Consider the following 23010-nt stretch of genomic DNA (forward strand, 5'->3'; position numbering starts at 1 on the left):
TACCCTCTCTTCCCTGACGCCCTGTTAATCAAGCACACTGAATGTGGCATGGATCCTGCTTAGTCCGCTAAGGGACTGGGCTTTCCAGTAAACATTGCTTCATTTCTTAACAGGTCTGTTATTGATGAAAAAAATCTCCAGCGTCTGCCCTTACTGTGGTGCAGGCTGCAAACTAAACCTCGTCGTGAAAAATAACCGGATTATCCGTGCCGAAGCCGCTGATGGCGTAACCAATCAGGGCACGCTTTGCCTGAAAGGATTCTACGGCTGGGACTTTCTTAACGACACACGGCTGCTTACCCCCCGTCTGACGCAGCCCATGATCCGCTACAGCAAAGGCGAGTCCTTTACCCCTGTTACCTGGGAAGAGGCCATTCGCTATACTGCTCACAGGCTTAAAAGCATCAAAGATCAGTACGGCCCTCGATCCATTATGACCACGGGGTCCTCGCGGGGAACGGGCAATGAGACCAACTATGTGATGCAAAAATTTGCCCGTGCGGTGCTGAACACTAACAACGTCGACTGCTGCGCCCGCGTCTGTCACGGTCCGTCCGTTGCCGGTTTACAGGAGACCCTCGGCAACGGTGCCATGAGCAATTCCATTAACGATATTGAAAACTCAAAATGCCTGCTGGTGTTCGGCTATAACTGCGCCGACTCTCACCCCATCGTCGCCCGACGCGTGCTTAAAGCACGTGAAAATGGCGCAAAAATCATCGTCTGCGATCCGCGTCATATTGAAACGGCACGCATTGCCGATCTTCATCTTCAGTTGAAAAACGGCAGTAACATGGCGCTGGTCAATGCCTTTGGCTATGTCCTGCTTGAAGAGGAACTGTACGACAAAAACTACGTTGCCCGCTTCACAGAAGGGCTTGAGGCTTACCGACTGACGGTAAAAGATTACGCACCCGAGCAGGTTGAACATCTGACGGGCATTCCCGCGCGGGATGTTCGTCAGGCAATGCGCATGTTCGCGGCGGCGCCTTCAGCAACGGTAATGTGGGGAATGGGCGTTACGCAGTTTGGTCAGGCGGTTGATGTGGTGAAAGGTCTCTCCAGCCTGGCGCTGCTCACCGGCAACCTGGGCCGCCCTGCCGTCGGCGTAGGTCCGGTTCGCGGGCAAAATAACGTTCAGGGTGCCTGCGATATGGGCGTTTTGCCCAATATGTTCCCCGGCTACCAGGATGTCACTGACCCGGCAGTCAGACTGAAATTTGCCGATGCGTGGAAAATCAATGTCAGCCGGATGGACGATCGCGTCGGGACGCGTATCACCGAAGTGCCGCATCTCGCGCTGGAAGGTAAGATCAAAGCCTATTACATCATGGGGGAAGATCCGCTTCAGACAGAAGCCGATCTGGGCCTGGTCCGCCGCGGCTTTGAGTCCCTCGATTTTGTGGTGGTTCAGGACATCTTTATGACCAAAACGGCAGAGGTGGCTGACGTACTGCTCCCTGCCACGTCATGGGGAGAACATGCTGGCGTGTTCACCTGTGCCGATCGCGGCTTCCAGCGTTTTGGCAAGGCCATTGAGGCCAGCGGCAACGTCAAGCGCGACTGGGAGATCATCAGCCTGCTGGCCACGGAGATGGGCTATCCCATGCATTACGAGAATAACCAGCAGATCTGGGACGAAATGCGCGAGCTGTGCCCCCTCTTCTACGGCGTGACCTACGAAAAAATGGGCGAGATGGGCCATGTCCAGTGGCCCTGCCCAACCCTTGATCATCCCGGCACACCCTATCTGTACAGGGATAATCAGTTCGACACACCCACTGGCAAAGGCCAGCTGTTTGCTGCCCCCTGGCGCGCTCCGGCCGAGACACCGGATACGGATTACCCGCTGGTACTTTGCACGGTGCGCGAAGTCGGTCACTACTCCTGTCGCTCAATGACCGGGAACTGCGCGGCGCTGCAAAGCCTGGCCGACGAGCCGGGCCGGGTGCAAATGAACCCGGCCGACGCGGATGAGCGTGGGATCGCCGACGGCCAATTGGTCTGGGTACGTTCACGCCGGGGTAAAGTGATCACGCGCGCCAGCATCAGCGAGCGCATCAATGCGGGAGCAATCTATATGACCTACCAGTGGTGGATTGGCGCCTGTAATGAGCTGACGCAGGATAATCTAGACCCGATCTCCAGAACGCCTGAAACGAAATATTGCGCCGTGCAGATGGAGGCGATCGAGGACCAGCGCTGGGCGGAGGATTTTGCGGCTTCTGCATACCAGACCATGAAGACGCGGTTGATCGCTGCGGTTAACGTTTAAATACATTGCCGGGTGGTGGCTATCACTGCCCGGCCAGCTATCCGCTGACGTTTTACGCTATCTGTTCTGCATAATTATTTTCCAGGTAATCGCGAAGCAGGTTCGGACGGTTCTTTTTCTCCATCAGCCTTCTCAACAGTACGATCAGCTCGTAATCGCTTCGCAGATTAAATTTTTGCATCAGCATATATTTATGGGTAAAGACCGTTTTCTGACTCATCTCCAGCGCCTGAGCGGTCTGCACTACCGACAGCCCTCGGTAAAAATTGACCAGAATACGAATTTGTTGCCGGGATAACCCTTTATGCTGGCAGTCGAAGCAGTTATGTTTAGTCCATGTGTAACCCGGTAATTGCGTCCTGAACCACGCGATAAACAGTACGCCACTGATACGATCAAGCGATGCACGGCGAGGGAGAAAAATAATGTCCTGAAAGCAGGAGGGCAACGCCGAAAAGCGCAGTTCATCGTCGACAAACCCTAGCACAATCCCTTTTTGCCGGGCGAGTAACTCGGGAAAACAGGTCAGTGTTTCACCCTGGCATAATGACAGGACAATAATATCGGCCTGACTGACGTTTTCATGGGTCAGCGCCAGGTTAAATGTGATGGCACGATGAAAGTTATGTTTAAAAAAATCCTCGAAAAATTCATGTAGCCCAGCCTGAAAAAATAGATCGGTTTCCTGAATCAGAATATTTAACATAGCTCATACCAACGTCTTTAAAAAAGGCATATCACCGGCGCTCAGTTGTACTGCATCGTCATCACCACAACTGCACTGATGCTTCCCGGCGTGACGCCACCCGTCACGGATTTAACCGAGGCCTGCATAGCCATTGTCGCGGTTCTGTCGGCACCAATAGTTTGAGTCATGCCAGAGCCTGTTCCTTTAAGCGTACCCGTTTGGGCATCGCGCATGGCTATCGCCACATGCGTGGCCGAACCGCTGTTCATAAAATAGTCCGCGCCCGCCGCGGGATCGGGGCTGCCGGTAAAAGAGACGGTCACACTCTGCGTTCCCGTTGGGCACTGGGTGAACAGCAGACTAAATGGCACCGGATCCGATGTTGAGCCCGGCGTCGCCATATTGGTTGCCTGAATATTGCCCAGATTGACATCGAGGCTGTTACTCCCTCCATTAAATATGCACGGCGACGCAACGATATTTCCCGTCACACCGATGTTGACGCTATCAGCGGTGAAAGCCTTCCCGCTGAGTAAAGCCAGTAACAGCAGTGTCCCGTATATTATTTTCATCTTCGTACCTGCTACTGATAGGTCAAATTAAGGGTGGCGGAGGCATTTGCTGAACCTGACTCCACGCGGTTCAACGTCTGGTAATATCGGGCCGTTAACGGCAATGTCTCTTGCCCGCCGGCAGACTGCCGCAAGAATAGTCGGCTGTTCCTCACCAGCGGCACACCGTTATAGATAAGCTGCACCCCAACCCCTTTTGCGGTGCCGGCATTCCCCTGCCCGGTTAAGGCCATCACGCTGGTATTGGCGCTGTCCGGATTCTGTATTCCACTGAGCGAGACCGTAATATTGGTTCCGGCGGCGCAAGTTAAGCCCAGGTTTTGCGTGTTCTGTGCTCCCGCTGGCGTGGTGCCCACCACGTTGCCGAACGCCGAGGCGGGGATATCCCCGATCGGAAACGTCAGCTGTGACGTATTCACCGTGCACGCCATGGCATTAATGGTTCCGGCGGTGAGCTGCGTGGTCAGGCCGTCACGATAGATGCCGTCGCTCCCCTGAAGCGTCACGACGCCGATCGCCCCCGGGGTTAACGCCCCCGATGAGACCGGGCCAGTCACCACCAGCTCAATCCTCCCGCCATACCAGTCGACATAGGAGGTCTGCGCATTGTACGAGAACGTATTGCTCGGGTTTTCAAAATAGGCGTTAGAGGAAAAGCGTATGCCTATCCCGCTGACGTTAGTGTTGTAAACATGATTGCCGTAGCTGCTCAACGTGGCGCTGTTGTAGCGCATGCTGAATCCCAGCATCAGCGGATTAGCACATCCAGTAAGATAGGAACCGGTGGCTGTCGCCGCGCCGGAAAAGACCACCGTGCCGACAGGCGCATCACGCTGCACGTTAATCGTCCCCACGGACAGGGTTGACAGCTGCGGCGTGATGGTGGTGCACGTACCGGCACGGGCGAGGTTTCCCGCCGCGAGCAAACAGAGAAGCAAAATCACGATAAGCCATTTCATGTTAACGTTCCTGACGGCAGGAGGCGCGCATGTCAGCGATCCCACCGAATGTTGAGTGTGTCGGCAGGCTGAAATCAGCGCGGCATTGCTGGCTGGGCTGACTCCCCCATGTCGCGACTAACGTCCCCTCCTCGCGCATACCGGTTAAATAAACCTGACCGCGATCGCCCACAATAAAACTGCTGCTCTCATCACCGACAAGGGTGACCACCGCCCCAAACGGAACGGCGCGTTCGTTGTCGGTCAAGGTCATCAGCACCCGGCGACCTGACTTCGGCAAATAATCGGCTCTCACCACCGCTCCCCGTGTCGGCGTTACCGTGCGGGTGTTGATCTCCAGTTCGACATCCTCCGGCATATTTTCCGGATCGAGAGTGAGATCGTTTTTTCGATAGACCGAAAGGTTGCTCACGACCGTATAACCGCGAACATCTGTCCGTACACCGGGCTGATTGCGGATATCCACGCCGTGGGCGCCAGGCGCTTTAATTAAGGCGTTGGTCTCCCCCAGCGGCTGAGAAAGCGTGATGCCATCAGCATGGGCGAGAATGCCGCCTTGTAGCCCGTAATTCAGGCGTTCACTGTTTTTGTCATAACCATACCCCGCCGTGGCTTCGCCATAGGTGCCTCTGTAGTCCGCGTTAACGCTGCCGGTATAGCCCACGCCCTCTGTGCCGTATCCCTGCTGCACGTTCCAGTTCAGGGCTCGGTTTTCGAGAGCCACCCCGTTCAGACCGATGCTGTGTGTCATCCCGTTATTCCTGCTGGCGTTCATGCCATAGTTCGCCCATGTCTGCGGCAAAAATTTATCCAGCGGAATGCTGATGTTGAACGCCAGAAGCTGGTCGTGATCAGCGTTTTTTTGGTTGTCGCGGGTTTCTGACGCTGAGCGGACATTTTTGCTGTAGGTCCATGTCAGGCCATAGCTGATGTTGTGCCAGTAGTTGCTATAGCCGACGCTCCACGAAGCCATCGACTTACCGTCATTCCAGTAATCTTCCTGCGCCGCACTGAGGGTAAGCGCGCCCAGGTTGTCCCCTAGCGTCTGGCTCATCGTCAGCTCGGCACGGTTACGTCGCCTGTCCTGAAGCGCGCTGCTGTCGCCGTACGAATCGAGGACCTCCTGCATCCCGTAATAGCCGCGGGTCGAGTAGCGATACCCGGCAATCGAAAAGTTCGTCCCGGAATTAATAAAATTCTTGCTGTATCGGGCCCGCCACGACTGACCGCTTGTTTTCGCGGCATGCTCCGGCGTTGACCAGCCCTGGGTGAGGTCTGCGGATATCGCCCCGAAATCGCCCATGTTCTTGCCCACCCCCAGAGCCGCCGACTGGTACTTATCTGCCCCCTGAACGCCGCCATAGAGCGTGAGGCCGTAAGGGAGGCCGTAGATTCCGGTCAGTTGCCCGAAGGGGGTTTTCTCCACGCTACGGTTATACGATCGATACTGCCCGGCGGTAAGGGCATATTTCAGGCGCCCCTCCCGTTGCAGGACCGGCAGCGAAGCGTACGGCAGGGTGAAATGTTGCTCACTGCCATCGGCTTCGACGATCGTGACTTCAAGATCGCCCGCGCCGCCGGTGGGATACATATCCGCGATCTCAAACGCGCCCGGCGCCACATAGCTTTGGTAGATTTGATAGCCATTCTGACGCACCACGACCTGCGCGTTAGTTCGCGCAATACCGCGCACCACCGGCGCATAGCCTTTCAGGGAATCCGGTAGCATATCGTCGTCGGACGCCAGCTGGACGCCGCGAAAAGGCATGCTGTCAAAGACATCGGCAGGGGCGGAACTGTCTCCGAGCGTAAGCTGGGCTTGCAGGGGAATAATCGCGCGCTGCATCAAGGTATAGACATTGTCCCACTTATCCTGGCCGGACGCATCGCGGGACCAGGTGGTGTAGTTGCGTAACCGCCAGGGACCGACGTTGATCCCCGGTCGCAGGTTTGCATACTGACTGTCGCTGCGGGTGCCTGCCCCGCTTCTTGCCCGGCTGTTCGCGCCGCTCAGGCTGTAGTTGAGCATGGCCGCGGTAATGCCTTCATCCCACATCTCGGGCGGAACGTAACCTCTCGCTGGCAGATCTATGGCAGCCTGTGGGATGCTGATTGCCAGACGCTGGGCGCCAAACTGGAAGTCCGCGCTGGCCTGTGGAATCGCCTTGAGATCGGCGCATTCTCCTTGCCCGGCGTCGAGCTGCGGGAAAAGCGCCGTTTTCACGCCCCACGCTTTTAACTGCCTGATACTCAGGCACGGCTGCAACGTTTCACTGCCGTTAGCATCCTTCACTGCCATGAAACGAATATCCCGCGTTTCCAGCAGCCGATCGTCAAGAATAATATCAACGAGGTACGTCCCGGGCGCCTGCGAGCCGGATTCAAAGGCAGATAAATCCGCTTTTCCCATTCCGGGATTATCCAGTTCTACCAGTTCCGTATTAAACGTCTCACTGGCCCACAGTGTGGGAGAGAAACCCGCAAGCGCGAGGGCAATGAATATTGCCAGGCGCGCAGGCTGCACTGTATTAAATGCCGTTGTCATGACGAGCACCCGATTAATGCAAAGGGATCACAAACTGGCCCGGTGTAATTCGCCAGGATTGCCATAATCGTTAATGACTTTAAACGTCAGCGTATTGCCATTGGTCCCATTCGGTAACGGGAAACGAACTGAGCCTGAAGGCATTACGTACGTGACATCGTCAAGTTTTTTACCCCCGACCGTTATTTCATTGAAATTGATAACGTACGGCGTAGGGTTATTTACCTGCAGAGCATTTCCCGCACGATGCCAGGTTAATTTGTTGGTTTGTTCCTCAGGGGTAGACGCACGAAGGCTCTCTGGCCGATAAATAAGTTTGATCCGCGTTTTGACGGCAATTTGCAGCGAGTTCATCTGCTTTGAAGCTGATGGAATAGCTTTAATGTTCAGCCAGAATAAACTCTCCTGCCCCTGAGGCAGCGAGCCTGTCATGACAATACGCTCAAGGTTTTTTTGCCCGCCATCCAGCCGATACAGCGGAGGCGTAATAATAAAAGGCGCTTTACCGGATTGCCCATCCTGAACATCAATCCACGACTGGATTAAATAAGGAACGTCATCAGGATTGGTGATACTTATTGACGCCTCTTTTTTTGCCCCATCGAAAATAATGCGGGTGCCGCCAATAACTACTCCAGCACTGGCGGATGTTAACGTCAGCGATAACAGCGCCATCGCCAGGCCAGTTGTCGTTATAAAACGCATTTCAATACCTCATAAACAAGGGGCCGGGAAGCCCCCTGCTAATTACTGCCAATGACTTAGTTGTAAACCACTGAGAAGTTCGCGACCGAGTTAGCCGGGCCCGCGGTCACGGACGCTGCGGTGGAGATATACTGCGCGTAGAAGTTCAGTGTATTATCAGCCGTACTGCTGAGCGCGTAGGTATAGCTGTTGCTGCCGTACAGCGGCAGATCGGCTTTATCTGCAGTCATCAGGTTAATCGCTACCCCTGTGGCCGCCCCCGCCACGGACGTATCAATCGCCAGCAGGCTGGCGTTGGTTAAATCCGGCGTACCGTCAAAACGGACTTTTGCATTAGTGACCGTCACAGGACAGTTTTTCAAAATAATATTAAACTGCGTCGCAGCCGTTCTGGCTCCCGCCGTTGGGAATTCCGTTTTATAATAATCGCCCAATACCACCACCTGGTTCTGAGATGCCACATCTACGTCGCAGGCAGAATCCAGAATATTTCCGTTAAAATTAACGGTACCTGCCGCTGCAAATGCATTGGTCATGGTGAGTACAGAACCTGCCGCTAACATTGCCATCATCAATTTTTTATTCATAATTCTCTTTCCTGTATTACTTTATTTATTACCGATATTCAGTTGCAGAAATAAAACCCCTTTCGACGAATCAAAATTTATACAACTCTTTTTCTACGCACAATCGATTTTAGGGTCTAGCTGTAGACTCTCTTTTAACAAAAACAAAACAAATTACTTTGGAAATATCTTAACAATAAAGTCCCCGGTCTACTTTTAGACCTAAGTCAAAAATGTTTCAAATTCAACTAATTAACACTCATTAATAGGCAAGTCTATAATTAGACTCGACGAAAATATTCCCTGACCAACTGTTTTTTAAGATAATTCTTTATGTCGATCAAAAAATGATCGCATCAGTGTATGAGGCCTCTTATGAACACCCGTATTGCGCCCGTTTCAGGCAATGAAATAACAACAGTGCTTGGCGCTAAGCCTCTTAAGCACATTGAAAAAATAATCGATAATGTTTTGCCGCATACGGAAAGATGCATCATGGCTAAAGGTGAAGTCATCCATTATTATTCCGGTGATATCCGCCAGTGCTTTTTACTGTTACATGGCAGCGTGGCATTGCATCGTCGAGGTGACGGTATCGTCTTAAATTCCGAATCCGCACCTTTTATACTCGGCGTGAGCAGCCAGTTTTCTTCTGAGCACCTCTACGTCAGAGCGCTGGAAACTTCAGAGGTGGCTAGCGTTACGCTGGAGCGTTTTAATCACGTAGTCGCACAACAGAATTTATGGGAGTCCTTCTCGAACCTGCTGATCTATACCGCATCGCGCGTTTACGAACATTGTGCCCAGATATCGCAGATGTCGGCTTACGACATTATCCGCTTTCAGCTGGTAGAACTGATGCAGGAGCCGGAAGCCATAAGACAAAGCATTACCGCCGCAGCCTATATCAAAAGCCGCACCTATCTTTCACGCAGCGGCATTATGCGGATCCTGGCGGAGTTGCGGACGGGGAAATACATCACTATGGAGCGCGGCGTGCTAATCGAGATCCATCACTTACCCCGCAAGTACTGAGGTTGTTTTTATCTCTGGAGAAGGTGGAAAATAAGAGCGACACTATAGAAAGTACAGTCTCTTTCCAGGTTAACGCTATGTCTTCTGACAAACCATCGCATCGCGGCTCTCCCTATGCCCAGGAACTGATTTCCCACTTACAGCCGCACTGCGCCACGTATAAAACCGATCCCGGTGAGCAACTTGATCTCCAGGTTAACGGGCAGAGTATGTGTTATTTAATTCTCGAGGGCACAATCGCGATATACAGAAGAAGCGACGACATGATGCTTACCACCGCGCGCAGTCCCGCCCTGTTTGGCCTCGCTAACCTGACGGACATATATTTTAACGATTATCTCAAAACGGTGACGCCATGCCTGATCGGCGTGCTAGCAACCGATCGGGTGGCAGAAGTTATCAAAGAGAAGGCGTTATGGGGGCTGCTTTCTAATCATCTGATGTTTGTCTATAACCGCCTTTATCACAACGTCATGCCGAAAGGTGCGCCAACGGCTTACGAGATGATTCGTCAGCAGCTCATGATGCTGATGCAGGAAGATGACAACTACCGACGCAGCGTGACGGCGGAAAGGTACATCCGGGATAAAACCCGGCTTTCCCGCAGCGGCGTAATGCGGATACTGGCTGACCTGAAAACGGGCGGGTTCATCGAAATGGAAGAAGGCCGGCTCATTAAAATTAACAAACTGCCTGCCAAATACTGAGTTTCAGACACAAAAAAGGCCGCGCGGGCGGCCTTTTCTTCACTGCTCAATGGACGTGAACGCCCAACCGCCAGGCAAAGTAGATCTCTTCTTTCAGCTCGTTTGAAGAGAGCGCCAGCAAATCCGTAAATTCCAGCTCAAGTTGTTTCAGCTTTTTCAGGTACTGCGCCGGAGACAGATTGCTTTTATCGCGACGTAAATATTCAATTGCCAGCTGTGTTGGGGTTATTTCAGTATCCATGATGTCCTCGCTTATGTTCAAAACGTGACCAGTATATCACAATCAGGCGGCTAATTTTTGACCAAAAGCAAGACATTCGGAAACTTTACACAACGGCCGTCGTCAGTCTGGATGAACAACACAGGCGATCCTGCTCGTCCAGTATATCAATCTGCCACACCTGATGACGACTTCCGGCGTGCAGTGCGCGGCAAACACCGCGCACGCGTCCGCTGCGAACGGAGCGGATGTGGTTGGCATTGACCTCCAGCCCGACCACCTTCTGCTCCCCTTCCGTACACAGGTAACCCGCGACCGACCCCAGCGTTTCGGCCAGCACGACGGACGCACCGCCGTGCAGCAGGCCAAACGGTTGATGAGTACGACTGTCTACTGGCATCGTCGCTTCAAGTTCATTATCGCCAATGCGCGTAAACTGGATATCCAGCAAACCGACCATGTTTTCCGCACCCATGGCATTTAAGGCCTGCAGAGTGACCGCACGTTTCCAGATCATCCGATAATCTCCAGTAAAGCCTGCAAGGGATGGCGAACGCCGTTACCTTCCACCCGTTTCACCTGGCTGCGGCAGGAGTAGCCCGTCGCCAGACAGCGGTTACGCGGCAGGCGCTGCATTGCCTGGTGCCACGACAGCTCGTAAATGCCGAGCGAGTTAGCGTGGTTTTTGACTTCATGACCGTAGGTTCCGGCCATACCGCAGCAGCCCACGCTGACGCTTTCCAGCTTCGCGCCAAAGCGGGCGAAGATAGAAGCCCACTGGGCAGGCGCCGTCGGCAGCGCGGTCACTTCAGTGCAGTGCCCAAACAGGTACCAGGATTCTCCGCTGACCTCCTGAGGGGCCGTTTGCTTCAGCACCGAAGGCAGCCACTCATGCACCAGTAAGACCTGAAAATCACCGCGCTTATCGCCGAGCGTCTGCTTATATTCATCCCGGTAACAGAGCACCAGCGCCGGATCGACGCCCACCATTGGCATATCGAGCTGCGCCACGCGATTCAGGAAATCTGAAGTTTTCTGCGCGGTTTTCGCGAAGCGGGTCAGGAAACCTTTAATGTGCTGCGCCTTGCCGTTCGGCGAGAACGGCAGTACCACCGGCTGGTAGCCAATTTTCTCTGCCAGACGGACAAAATCAGCCACCACCTGCGCATCGTAATAGCTGGTAAACGGATCCTGCACCACCAGCACCACCTTCGCTTTCTGCTCAGGGCTTAATGCTTCCAGTTGTTCCAGGGTCATGTTCGCCGAGCGGTGCCCCACCAGCCGACGCTGGAGCGATGGCACCGACAGCAGCGGCAGATCCACCATGCCGATATGTTTTTCAGACAGTTTGCGCACCAGCGGCTGATTGATAAAGAAGTTAAAGGTTTTTGGCGCACGAGCCATTAGCGGCGCGTAACTCTCCACCGTTGCCACCAGATGATCGCGCATCGGGCGCAGATAACGCGTGTGGTACAGCTGGAGGAAGCGGGAACGGAATTCCGGCACGTCAATTTTAATCGGGCACTGGGTTGAACACGCCTTGCACGCCAGGCAGCCGGACATCGCCTCTTTCACCTCATGCGAGAAATCGTATTCGCCTTTATTCGCATGCCAGCTGTTGCGGGTCCGTTCGATGAGCCCGCGCAGGCTGGCGCGTTTTTCCGGCAGCTCCAGTTCCAGCTTGAGCGGGTCAATGCCGCGGTCAGCCAGCAGGCGCAGCCATTCGCGCACCAGCGTCGCACGTCCTTTTGGAGAGTGGATGCGGTTGCTGGTGATTTTCATCGACGGACACATCGGGCTTTTCAGATCGAAGTTGAAGCACAGCCCATTGCCGTTGCACTCCATCGCGCCGCGCCAGGAAGCGCGTACCGCAATCGGAATTTGTCGGTCATAGGTGCCGCGCTTGACGGCGTCTACCTGCAACATCGGCGCATCAACGCCCTCTGGCGGGCAGATTTTACCCGGGTTAAGACGGTTATCAGGATCAAAAGCGGCTTTCACCTTACGCAGCTCGGCGTAGAGTTGTTCGCCAAAAAACGCCGGGCTGTACTCGGCGCGGAATCCTTTGCCATGCTCTCCCCATAACAAACCGCCATATTTGGCCGTAAGGGCCACGACCTCGTCGGAGATCTCCTTCATCAGGATCTCCTGCTGCGGATCGCACATGTCCAGCGCCGGGCGCACGTGTAGCACACCCGCGTCAACGTGCCCGAACATGCCATAGCTCAGACCATGGCTGTCGAGCAGCGCACGAAACTCCACAATATAATCCGCCAGATGCTCCGGCGGCACGCAGGTATCTTCCGCAAATGGAATCGGCTTCGCCGCCCCTTTCGCGTTACCGAGCAGCCCCACCGCCTTTTTACGCATCGCGTAGATTCGCTCGATGCCGGAGAGGTCGTTACACAGCTGCCAGCCAATGACGCCGCCTTCCCCCTGTGCAATCAACTCGTCCAGACGCTGGCAGAGCGTGCTCACCTGGCTCTCAATCAGCTCTGCGTCATCCCCGGCGAACTCGACGATGTTCAGACCGAGCATCTCTTTATCCGGCACGTCGGTAATCAGTTCGCTCACCGAATGCCAGACAATATCTTCCCGGGCCAGGTTCAGTACTTTTGAATCAACGGTTTCCACCGACAGCGCCCGCGCCTCCACCATAAACGGGGCATTACGCAGCGCGGAGTCAAAGGAGTTGTATTTGACGTTCACCAGACGGCGCACCTTCGGCAGCGGGGTGATATCCAGACGCGCTTCGGTGATAAAGGCCAGCGTACCTTCTGACCCGGTCAGTATGCGGGTAAGATCGAACTGGCTCAGATCGTCATTAAAGACATGGCGCAGCTCGTAGCCCGTCAGGAAGCGATTGAGCTTCGGGAATTTGTCGAGGATCAGTTCGCGATTTTCACGGCAGCGCTCCAGCACGGTGCGATAAATCCGTCCGCTGGTGGTGCTCTCTTTTGCCAGCGTTTCAGCCAGTTCGACCGGCAACGGCTGGGTATCGAGAATATCGCCCCCCAGCAGCACCGCCCGCACACCCATGACGTGATCGGAGGTTTTGCCGTAGACCAGCGAGCCCTGCCCTGAGGCATCGGTGTTGATCATCCCGCCAAGGGTTGCGCGGTTACTGGTGGAAAGCTCGGGCGCAAAAAAATAGCCATACGGTTTTAAAAACTGATTCAGCTGATCTTTGATTACCCCCGCTTCCACACGCACCCACCCCTCTTCCGGGTTGATCTCAATGATGCGATTCATATAGCGGGACATATCAACGATGATGCCCTGGTTCAGCGCCTGCCCATTGGTGCCCGTCCCGCCGCCGCGCGGGGTAAAGACCAGGGAGCTGAAACGCTCCTGCGACGCCAGACGGGCGATGAGGGCCACATCGGCGGTAGAGCGCGGGAAAACGACGGCATCGGGAAGAAGCTGGTAAATACTGTTATCGGTTGCCATCGTCAGCCTGTCGGCATAATCGGTGGCGGTATCACCTGTAAAACCCTGTTGCTCCAGTGCCTGCAAAAAATTAAGCACCAGTTGAACGACGCCCGGTGCCTGAGAAATCTGTGGGATCATTGCTGTCGACCCTAATGAGAATAGTGTGAAATCGTTTGCGTTGTGTCTGGAAAGTTTTATCACATTTTTTTCTTATGTGCTTCGTAGAATTACGGGCAAAATCCGCCTGTTAAAAATCGCTGAAATCACTAATGATTAGAGAGATGCGGTTTATATTCCCATCAGCCTTGCTGGTGTTCATTTAAGGAAAGTTTCGTTTATGGTCAATCTTCGTCAGCCCAGGGATGTCGCACAGATACTGCTGTCGGTGCTGTTCTTAGCCATTATGATTATTGCGTGTCTGTGGATTGTTCGTCCTTTCGTGCTCGGATTTGCCTGGGCCGCGACCGTCGTGGTCGCAACCTGGCCTTTACTCTTACGTTTGCAGAAACTGCTGTTTGGTCGCCGCGGCCTTGCCGTGCTGGTGATGACGCTGCTGCTGTTCCTGCTGTTTATTATTCCCATTGCGCTGCTGGTTAACAGCCTGGTTGACAGCAGCGGCCCGGTTATTCGCGCGGTCACCAGCGGTGACATGACGCTGCCGGATCTCGCGTGGCTGAACAGCATTCCTGTTGTGGGCGCAAAACTATACAGCGGCTGGCACAGCCTGCTGGAGATGGGCGGTAGCGCCCTGATGGCCAAAGTGCGCCCGTACATCGGCACAACCACCACCTGGTTTGTCGGGCAGGCTGCGCATATTGGTCGCTTCATGATGCACTGTACGTTGATGCTGGTCTTCAGCGCCCTGCTGTACTGGCGCGGCGAGCAGGTTGCGCTGGGGGTACGCCATTTCGCCACCCGACTGGCAGGTAAACGCGGCGATGCGGCCGTGCTGCTGGCAGCCCAGGCCGTTCGCGCGGTGGCGCTCGGCGTGGTGGTCACAGCGCTGGTGCAGGCGGTGCTTGGCGGTATCGGGCTGGCGGTTTCCGGCGTACCTTATGCCACCATTTTCACCGTTGTCATGCTGATGACCTGTCTGGCACAGCTTGGTCCGCTGCTGGTGCTGGTTCCCTGCATTATCTGGCTTTACTGGACGGGGGACACGACCTGGGGCACGGTGCTGCTGGTCTGGAGTTGCGTGGTGGGCACCATGGATAACGTGATTCGTCCTCTCCTCATCCGCATGGGCGCTGATCTGCCGCTGATTCTGATCCTGTCCGGGGTGATCGGGGGGTTGATTGCCTTCGGCATGATTGGCCTGTTTATCGGTCCGGTGCTGCTTGCGGTAACCTGGCGTCTCTTCTCTGCCTGGGTGCATGAAGTGCCGCCACCCGGAACCGATCCGGACCTCATCTTAAGCGAACTTGAAGAGCTGGAAGATAAGAACGCGCAGTAATAACCTTTGCCGGGTGGCGCTAACCCTTACCCGGCCTACACTCTTCGCAGGAATACTTAAACGTTGCTAAACTATTTATTCTCTGCGCACTGGTCAGACCCGCCTTTTCATGCCTAAAACCGTCATTCTCTTCAAGAAATCTTTACCTCCCTTTAACTATTGAGACGAATCCGATCGACTCATAAAGTTGGCATGCCTACTATTAAGACACGGTTATAAATCAACACCTTGATTTATAAGCATGGAAATCCCCTGAGTGAAACAACGAATTGCTGTGTGTAGTCTTTGCCCATCTCCCACGATGGGCTTTTTTTTATTTAACTTATGCTGAGCGCACAGGATTTAGGCGTGTTTTAAACGAAAAAACCGTTCATTACAGACGGATGAATAGCGATGAAAGAGTTTTACTGTTTAGTTCCATTCGTCATAAGCATATGCCATTTTACTATCTACTGAATATCTTTCTCGTACCGCCAGGTGTTCCTTTTACTCTGAATTATTAGTAGCCTCTGCCCGTTCATCAGCGCGAGCACGTTCACGTTGTAATGAGCATCACCACGTTTAAGGCGGCTGACCACTCCAGGAGCAGCGCCTGCACCTTTTTCTTCTGTCAATAATAGTTATGTGGGTTATTTTCCCGCCATAAGAAAAAAGATAAACATCAAGGCAAGCACAGTAAATGATATAACAGCCAAACTGGCGTTCCTAAAAACGCCATCATTTAGCTTTATCTTTTATACTTTTTTCAACCTGAGCATGAAGATTCATGCAGTTTATATACCCTTCTCTACGCGCTGCGTTGACTTCCGTAGCGTGTCTTAACTCCATTGCTAACAACTTATCTTCCATGACAGAAAGGCGATAAATCAGGGCGCACACAATCATTAAAAGAATAATGAATAACACCGAAATATCTACAACCACTTAACCTCTCCAGTTACTTATTGAATCCTGAGTTCTGACGCTATGCACTGTAGGTCTTCGTTTTCCCTGCATTGCGTTGTCATGTAGCCGTTGCACAGGGAACTTAAATCAGACAGAGTCCGTATCTTCATTTAAATTTCATCTTTTATAGCTCATCAAACCTATCAGGCTATCTGGCGCAGTCCTGCAACCAGCAGACGGTGAGGAGTAGCTATATCAGTTCCAGGCTCAGAGCAAGGCGGCTAAGACTATTCTTATGCGAACTATTTTTTTAAGTTATTAGTGCTTTGTAAGTTCATTTTCTTCTTTTAATTGCTTGAAAGAGGACTCGCCTTTGTGGCCAGGCGAGTCCTGAATATTAATTTTTACAAATTTCACTCCTACTCAACATCTGCCATTCCCCCTCCAGCACCCGCGTCTCCCCGGTCACCTGCACGTTCACCACCTCGCGAATATCCGCCGAGGACGCGCCAACCTGTAGCTCAAATTCACCTGGCTCGACAATTCGCTTCCCGTCCCGGCGGGTGAAATTAAACATCTCCACCGGCAAGGTAAAGGTCAGGGTGGCGGTTTCTCCCGGTGAAAGCGTAACGCGTTGAAACGCTTTCAGCTCCTGAAGCGGACGAACCTGCGTCGCGACTTTGTCACGCACGTACACCTGTATTACTTCGCTGCCGCTGCGCCCCCCGATGTTACTGACATCGACGCTTAACACCACCTCTCCGTCGACCGGGACGTGGCTTTCAGCGAGACGCGCCGCACTCCAGCGAAACTGCGTCCAGCCAAGACCGTAACCGAACGGGTAAAGTGCGCCAAAATGGAACGCAAACGGCGTGCCGCCGCTTTTCAGCTTGTGGTTATAGTAGTACGGCATCGCCCCGGCGTTTTTCGGCACGCTGACTACTAGCCTGCCCTGCGGCTCCGCGCGGCCGGTTAAGATATCGGCAATCGCCCAGCCCCCTTCCTGCCCCGGCGCCCAGGCCATCATCAGCGCGGCCACCTTCTCTTCCAGCCCCTGAAGGTTATAAGGACGCCCGCCCGTCATGACGACAATTACCGGCTTGCCGGTTGCCACCAGCTCCTCCAGCAGCTGTTGCTGCACGCCCGGCAGATTCAGCGAATCGGTATCCGATCCTTCCCCCACGGTGCCGCTCTGGAATAGCCCGGCGAGGTCGCCCACGCAGGCCACCACCACGTCACTCTCTTTTGCCGCGCTCACGGCTTCGGGGATCAAATCCGTGCGTTGTGAAACCGGCGATTGCTGCATCGGTTTACCGCCGCTGTCGCCCGGGAACACCGGCGCACCCGCCATCCGTTTTTCGATAATGTGGCACCCTTTGGCGTAACGTATCTGCGATGCACCAAGGTACTGTTCCAGCGCCGCGCGCGGGGTTGTCACCTGCGAGGTCTCTTCAACCATATCGCTGATGATCAGGTGAACCGGGAAGCTGTAGCCGCTCAGCAACGCCAGCGGATCGTCCGCCGTCGGCCCCACTACCGCTACACGGGGTTTTCCGCCGAGGGGCAAAATGCCGTTATTTTCCAGCAGCGTGATCGATTTTGTTGCCACCTCGCGCGCCACCTGTCGGGTCGTCTCATTCTGCAAATCGATACCTTTTTCGTCGGCGTACGGTTTTTCAAACAGCCCGAGACGGAATTTTTCACTTAGCACGCGCGCCACAATCTCATCCACTTTCGCCATTGAGATAAGCCCACGCTCTACCGCTTCCGCCAGATGACGCGCGCAGTCATCCTTCGGCAATTCCACGTCCAGCCCGGCGTTAAACGCCAGCGCCGCCGATTCTGCTGGATCGTGAGAAATCCCATGGTGCTGGTGCAGCAGGCTGACGCCGCCGTAATCCGCGACAATAATGCCGTCGAAGCCCCACTGTTCACGCAGCACGGTGGTGAGCAGGAAATGGTCGCTGTGCCCTGGCTGATTATCGATGTCATGATAGGCCGGCATCACCGAACCGACGTTGGCCAGCTTCACCGCCATCTCAAACGGTAGCAGGAAGGTATCGTTTAGCTCGCTGAAACCCAGATGGACCGGCGCATGATTGCGCGCCCCTTCGCTGAAGGAGTGCCCCACGTAATGTTTCAGGGTCGCCAGCAGATCGCGCTTATCGCCCTGCAACCCCTTCACGTACGCCGTCGCCATCACCCCTACCAGCCACGGATCTTCCCCAAAGGTCTCTTCCGTCCGTCCCCAGCGCACATCGCGCGAGACATCCAGCACCGGGGCCAGCCCCTGCTGGCACCCGACAGACCGGGCCTCGTTGCCAATATGCTCCGCCGCGCGCTGCACCAGCGCCGGGTCCCAGGTGGAACCGTAGTTCAGCGACGACGGGAACAGGGTTGCATCTTTGCACAGCAGCCCCACCAGACACTCCTCATGAAACAGCGCCGGAATGCCGAGCCGGGTCTCCTCCATCATCATACGTTGCAGGCGGTTAGCGGCACGCACGCCGGTTTTTGCATCAACAATGTGCGTGCCGAGCGGACGGGTGATCTGCCCGACGCCCAGCTTCAGCCTTTCGCTGAGGGACGCCTGTTCGCTCACGCCGGCGAACTCATCGCTCAAATCGCTGCGCTCGCGGTGGCTGCCGTGTTCATCGAGGATCAGCCAGTACGCGTGCATCTGGGCAAATTTCTCTTCCGGCGTCATACGCGCCAGTAAATCAGCGACACGCTCGTGTACGGGACGTCCCGCGTCCTTGTAGATCACAGTCATGGTTTACTCCTGTAGTGCGGATTGGGTTACCGGGCTGAGCTGCCCCGCATCGTTTCGAATGTCTCGCTTGCTGGCCAGCTCACGGGCAATGGAATCCACCAGTCGGCTGTTGAGTTTGTAGATAGCAAGGAGCGCCACCATGCAGAGGAACAGCGCGCAGGGGATCAGGGTGAACAGGGCATTGATGGTTGCGAGGACGTGAGGCGCCTGGTTTGCCTGTCCGGGCGCGTAATCCACCATGCCCAGCACCCAACCGACTACCGCCCCACCCAGCGCCAACCCAAACTTGATGGCAAACAGGGCGGTAGAAAAGACCAGCCCGTCCAGACGGCGGCCGCTGCGGTGTTCTTCGTAGTCCACCACATCGGAGAACATGGTCCATTGCAGCGGCGTGGTCAGGTTCTGAATAAAACTAAACACAATATTCAGACCGAATATCAGCCACACCTGCGAAGGAGGAATGAAGAAAATCAACGCGCCAAAAATAACGAAAGAAATAATGGTCCACTGATAGGCACGTACGCGATCAAATTTCCCCAGCAGGCGTTCAGATAATAATGCGCCGCTTAAGGATGCCACCATGCCGGAAACAATAAAGGCAAAGACCAGTTCAGGGCGTAACAGAACATAGTTAACGTAATACATGGTCGCAGAGCCACGCGTCACGACGGCGGTTAACAGTAAAATATTAAACAGAAAAACAATTCGCCACTGGCTGTTGGCGGCCAGCAGTTTTAAATCCGTCAGCATCGAGCCGGAGGTGTCATTGCGCGGCGAGTAACGCTCCCGGGTCATAAAGAAGCAGCAGAAGAATAAAATAATACCCAGCAGCCCCATCAGGCTCATGGCATAGAAATAACCTTTTTGCACATTCCCCTGACCTAATAATGAGACCAGCGGCAGCGCGATGACCGTTACAATCAACCCGCCGATAAACGACAGGCCAAAGCGCCAGGATTGCAGCGAGTGGCGCTCGCGCGGGTCGAGCGTCAGCGCGCCGGGCATGGCGCAGTATGGGACGTTAATCGCGGAGTAGATCAGGCTCAGGATGGCATAGGTTACGCAGGCATAGACAATTTTCGCCGTCTGCCCGGCATCCGGTACGTAGAAGGTAATCAGGCAGCTCACGCCAAACGGAATGGCAAACCAGAGCAGCCAGGGACGAAAACGACCGTGGCGGGTCTGAGTGCGGTCCACCAGAGCGCCAATGCACGGATCGACAAACGCATCGATCACGCGCACCACTAAAAACATGGTGCCCATAATGGCCGCCGGCAAACCGAATACGTCCGTATAGAAATACGCGAGAAATAACGTTGCCGTTTGCCAGACCAGCGCGCTGGCCATATCACCTAGGCCATAACCTATTTTATCTTTGGTACGTAATACAGAGGAGATTGTCATTGTTATTTGCCTTTTTATCAGGTTAAAACGTATTTCAACCAGTCGCGCATCATCCCGACGGATGTACGCGGTAAGGCTCAAGTATTAGCAACGCCCTGCCCACTAACAATTGTCTAAATTAACAGATAAATTATGATATTTGGTTTTTTGCTTTATTTGTGATGGTGAGCATATTCGCAGGAAAATAAAAAAGGCGAGGACAGATATCCTCGCCTTTTTCAGGTTATGCAGGTTTTACTTGTTCAGCTCTGCCAGGCTCAGCCAGGTTTGCACCACGGTGTCCGGGTTCAGGGAGAGGCTATCAATCCCCTCATCCATCAGCCAGGCCGCAAAGTCTTCATGGTCAGAAGGACCCTGCCCGCAGATCCCGACATATTTACCCTGTTTCTTCGCCGCACGGATGGCCATGGAGAGCAGCGCCTTCACCGCCTCGTTACGCTCATCAAACAGCTCAGAGACGACGCCGGAGTCGCGGTCCAGGCCGAGCGCCAGCTGCGTCATATCATTCGAACCAATGGAGAAGCCGTCGAAGTGCTCCAGGAACTGCTCGGCCAGCAGGGCGTTGGACGGAATTTCACACATCATGATGATCTTCAGCCCGTTCTCGCCGCGCTTCAGCCCCTGACGCGCCAGCTCATCCACCACCGCTTTCGCCTGATCCACGGTACGGACGAACGGGATCATGATTTCCACGTTGGTCAGCCCCATGTCGTTGCGCACGCGTTTTACCGCTTCGCACTCCAGCGCGAAGCAGTCGCGGAAGCTTTCCGACACGTAGCGTCCGGCGCCGCGGAAGCCCAGCATCGGGTTCTCTTCTTCCGGCTCGTAGCGTTCGCCGCCCACCAGGTTGGCATATTCGTTGGACTTAAAGTCCGACAGACGCACGATCACGCGTTTCGGGTAGAAGGCCGCGCCGAGCGTGGCGATGCCTTCCGTCAGGCGGCCGACATAGAACTCTCTCGGCGAGTCGTAACCCTTCATCATCTCGCGGATTTCGTTTTGCAGCTTCGCGTCCTGGTCGTCAAACTCCAGCAGCGCGCGCGGGTGAACGCCTATCATGCGGTTGATGATGAATTCCAGACGCGCCAGGCCCACGCCTTCGTTCGGCAGGCAGGCGAAGTCAAACGCGCGATCCGGGTTACCGACGTTCATCATGATTTTCAGCGGCAGGTCCGGCATGGTATCCACGCTGGAGCTCTTCACGCTGAAGTCGAGGATATCGGCATACACGTAACCGGTATCGCCTTCGGCACAGGAGACCGTCACGTTCTGGTCGTCCTTCATGCGTTCGGTCGCGTCACCACAGCCGACTACCGCCGGGATCCCCAGCTCACGGGCAATGATAGCCGCGTGACAGGTACGGCCACCACGGTTGGTGACGATAGCAGCCGCTTTCTTCATGATCGGCTCCCAGTCCGGGTCGGTCATGTCGGTCACCAGCACGTCGCCAGGCTGAATGCGATTCATCTCGCTGATGTCGTGGATCACTTTCACTGGACCGGCACCGATGCGGTGACCAATCGCACGACCTTCCGCGACAATTTTGCCCTGCGCGTGCAGGGTGTAGCGCTCCATGACCTGACCGCGCGAACGGACGGTTTCCGGACGCGCCTGCACGATAAACAGCTTGCCGGTGTGTCCGTCTTTGGCCCACTCGATGTCCATCGGACGGCCATAGTGTTTTTCAATCTGCACCGCCTGCTTTGCCAGCTCTTCCACTTCGGCGTCGGTGAGCGAGAAGCGATCCCGCTGCTCCTGCGGCACATCTTCAATGGTGACCTGCTTGCCATGCTCTTGCGTCGGGGCATAGATCATGCGGATTTTTTTCGAGCCCATGGTGCGGCGAACCACTGCCGGACGGTTAGCCGCCAGCGTAGGCTTGTGCACATAGAATTCGTCAGGGTTCACCGCCCCCTGCACCACCATCTCGCCCAGACCCCACGCGGAGGTGATAAACACCACCTGGTCGAAGCCGGATTCCGTGTCGATAGAGAACATCACGCCGGAAGAGCCCACGTCGGAGCGCACCATGCGCTGTACGCCTGCGGAGAGCGCGACGCCGCGGTGGTCATAGCCCTGATGCACGCGATAGGAGATGGCGCGGTCGTTGAACAGGGAAGCAAACACATGCTTCACCGCCACCAGTACCGCCTCGTAACCCTGGACGTTGAGGAAGGTTTCCTGCTGTCCGGCGAAAGAGGCATCCGGCATATCTTCCGCGGTAGCGGAAGAGCGCACGGCAAAGGAGGCCTGCGCGTCGTCAGCGGAGAGCTGGTTGTAGGCGTCATGGATGGCTTTTTCCAGTTCCGGCTGGAAAGGTGTGTCGATGATCCACTGGCGGATTTGCGCGCCGGCTTTGGCAAGCTCGGTGACATCATCAATATCCGTTTTATCCAGCAGGTCGTAAATGCGCTGGTTTACACCGCTCTGGTCTAAAAACAGGTTAAACGCATCGGCGGTTGTGGCAAACCCGTTTGGTACGGAGACACCCATACCGGACAGATTTGTAATCATTTCACCCAGGGAGGCATTTTTGCCCCCAACTCTGTCTACATCATTCATGCCGAGTTGGTTATACCAAAGCACCAGCGGTGACGAGCCATTGTTGGACATCGAAACAATCCTTTTGTGATATTTGATCGGAGTAAGAAACACCTGACTACGTATTTATACTGGCATATTTATTTCCGCTAAAAAAACGGTGAATCGTGTAAGCAATTTAAATTTTCAACTTTTCGGACAGTTTCCCCGCACTCGCTAACCCGATGATTCCTATAGATTCCGGCAAAAA

The 23010-nt window shown here is 54.6% G+C and carries 17 protein-coding genes and 1 other RNA gene; 5 read left to right on the top strand and 13 right to left on the bottom strand.

Features of this window, described 5'->3' with window-relative positions; genetic code table 11:
• Positions 1–124 precede the first annotated feature (124 nt).
• The gene (fdhF, locus tag C3451_RS01860; protein WP_045623650.1) at positions 125–2275 is read left to right on the top strand and encodes a formate dehydrogenase subunit alpha; all 2151 of its coding nucleotides are present in this window, start codon (positions 125–127) and stop codon (positions 2273–2275) included.
• Between the two features lie 52 nt (positions 2276–2327).
• Here the strand turns inward: fdhF and C3451_RS01865 are convergent, their stop codons facing one another.
• The 6 genes from C3451_RS01865 to C3451_RS01890 are packed head-to-tail and all read right to left on the bottom strand — an operon-like array spanning position 2328 to position 8331.
• Positions 2328–2981: a LuxR C-terminal-related transcriptional regulator gene (locus tag C3451_RS01865; protein ID WP_045623652.1), complete on the bottom strand. Its 654-nt coding sequence runs from the start codon at positions 2979–2981 to the stop codon at positions 2328–2330.
• A gap of 41 nt (positions 2982–3022) precedes the next feature.
• The gene (locus C3451_RS01870) at positions 3023–3535 is read right to left on the bottom strand and encodes a fimbrial protein (protein WP_022647865.1); all 513 of its coding nucleotides are present in this window, start codon (positions 3533–3535) and stop codon (positions 3023–3025) included.
• A gap of 11 nt (positions 3536–3546) precedes the next feature.
• Entirely contained in the window at positions 3547–4494 is a 948-nt protein-coding gene (locus C3451_RS01875) for a fimbrial protein (protein WP_045623653.1), read from the bottom strand.
• A 1-nt stretch (position 4495) separates the two neighbouring features.
• The gene (locus C3451_RS01880; protein WP_045623654.1) at positions 4496–7039 is read right to left on the bottom strand and encodes a fimbria/pilus outer membrane usher protein; all 2544 of its coding nucleotides are present in this window, start codon (positions 7037–7039) and stop codon (positions 4496–4498) included.
• Between the two features lie 27 nt (positions 7040–7066).
• Positions 7067–7744 (bottom strand): molecular chaperone, encoded by a 678-nt coding sequence (locus tag C3451_RS01885; protein ID WP_022647862.1) that lies wholly within the window; start codon positions 7742–7744, stop codon positions 7067–7069.
• 56 nt (positions 7745–7800) lie between these two features.
• Positions 7801–8331, bottom strand: a complete 531-nt coding sequence (locus tag C3451_RS01890; RefSeq protein ID WP_022647861.1) for a fimbrial protein — start codon at positions 8329–8331, stop codon at positions 7801–7803.
• Between the two features lie 354 nt (positions 8332–8685).
• On the opposite strand from C3451_RS01890, the gene C3451_RS01895 reads away from it, so the two are divergent.
• Together C3451_RS01895 and C3451_RS01900 are read left to right on the top strand one after the other, a co-directional pair.
• Complete coding sequence (locus C3451_RS01895; RefSeq protein ID WP_022647860.1) at positions 8686–9345, top strand: winged helix-turn-helix transcriptional regulator; 660 nt, start codon at positions 8686–8688, stop codon at positions 9343–9345.
• Between the two features lie 77 nt (positions 9346–9422).
• On the top strand, positions 9423–10052 hold the full coding sequence (locus C3451_RS01900) for a helix-turn-helix domain-containing protein (RefSeq protein WP_023299922.1): 630 nt from the start codon (positions 9423–9425) through the stop codon (positions 10050–10052).
• A gap of 46 nt (positions 10053–10098) precedes the next feature.
• Here the strand turns inward: C3451_RS01900 and C3451_RS01905 are convergent, their stop codons facing one another.
• The 3 genes from C3451_RS01905 to C3451_RS01915 all read right to left on the bottom strand — a co-directional run bounded on the left by C3451_RS01905 (position 10099) and on the right by C3451_RS01915 (position 13842).
• Positions 10099–10293, bottom strand: a complete 195-nt coding sequence (locus C3451_RS01905; protein WP_003857766.1) for a YdiH family protein — start codon at positions 10291–10293, stop codon at positions 10099–10101.
• Between the two features lie 85 nt (positions 10294–10378).
• A complete protein-coding gene (menI, locus tag C3451_RS01910; RefSeq protein ID WP_023305978.1) occupies positions 10379–10789 on the bottom strand; it encodes a 1,4-dihydroxy-2-naphthoyl-CoA hydrolase in 411 nt (136 codons plus the stop codon).
• Entirely contained in the window at positions 10786–13842 is a 3057-nt protein-coding gene (locus tag C3451_RS01915; RefSeq protein WP_063139232.1) for an FAD-binding and (Fe-S)-binding domain-containing protein, read from the bottom strand. Before C3451_RS01915 ends, menI begins: the two co-directional genes overlap by 4 nt.
• Positions 13843–14041: 199 nt before the next feature.
• Between C3451_RS01915 and ydiK the strand changes: the two genes are divergently transcribed.
• Together ydiK and rprA are read left to right on the top strand one after the other, a co-directional pair.
• The gene (gene ydiK, locus C3451_RS01920) at positions 14042–15157 is read left to right on the top strand and encodes an AI-2E family transporter YdiK (RefSeq protein ID WP_022647856.1); all 1116 of its coding nucleotides are present in this window, start codon (positions 14042–14044) and stop codon (positions 15155–15157) included.
• Between the two features lie 209 nt (positions 15158–15366).
• Positions 15367–15474, top strand: an RNA gene (gene rprA, locus C3451_RS01925) — antisense sRNA RprA.
• 400 nt (positions 15475–15874) lie between these two features.
• Here rprA and C3451_RS01930 read toward each other — a convergent pair.
• From C3451_RS01930 to ppsA, 4 genes are all read right to left on the bottom strand, one after another.
• Entirely contained in the window at positions 15875–16081 is a 207-nt protein-coding gene (locus C3451_RS01930; RefSeq protein ID WP_022647855.1) for a hypothetical protein, read from the bottom strand.
• Between the two features lie 358 nt (positions 16082–16439).
• Positions 16440–18815, bottom strand: coding sequence for a glycoside hydrolase family 3 N-terminal domain-containing protein (locus C3451_RS01935; RefSeq protein ID WP_124304205.1), 2376 nt, complete (start codon positions 18813–18815; stop codon positions 16440–16442).
• 3 nt (positions 18816–18818) lie between these two features.
• Complete coding sequence (locus C3451_RS01940; protein WP_038415905.1) at positions 18819–20219, bottom strand: MFS transporter; 1401 nt, start codon at positions 20217–20219, stop codon at positions 18819–18821.
• 234 nt (positions 20220–20453) lie between these two features.
• Complete coding sequence (gene ppsA, locus C3451_RS01945; protein WP_023305974.1) at positions 20454–22832, bottom strand: phosphoenolpyruvate synthase; 2379 nt, start codon at positions 22830–22832, stop codon at positions 20454–20456.
• Positions 22833–23010 lie beyond the last annotated feature (178 nt).

It is taken from the genome of Enterobacter sp. 301B (genome assembly GCF_003850715.1).
GTDB classification, from domain to species: domain Bacteria; phylum Pseudomonadota; class Gammaproteobacteria; order Enterobacterales; family Enterobacteriaceae; genus Enterobacter; species Enterobacter intestinihominis.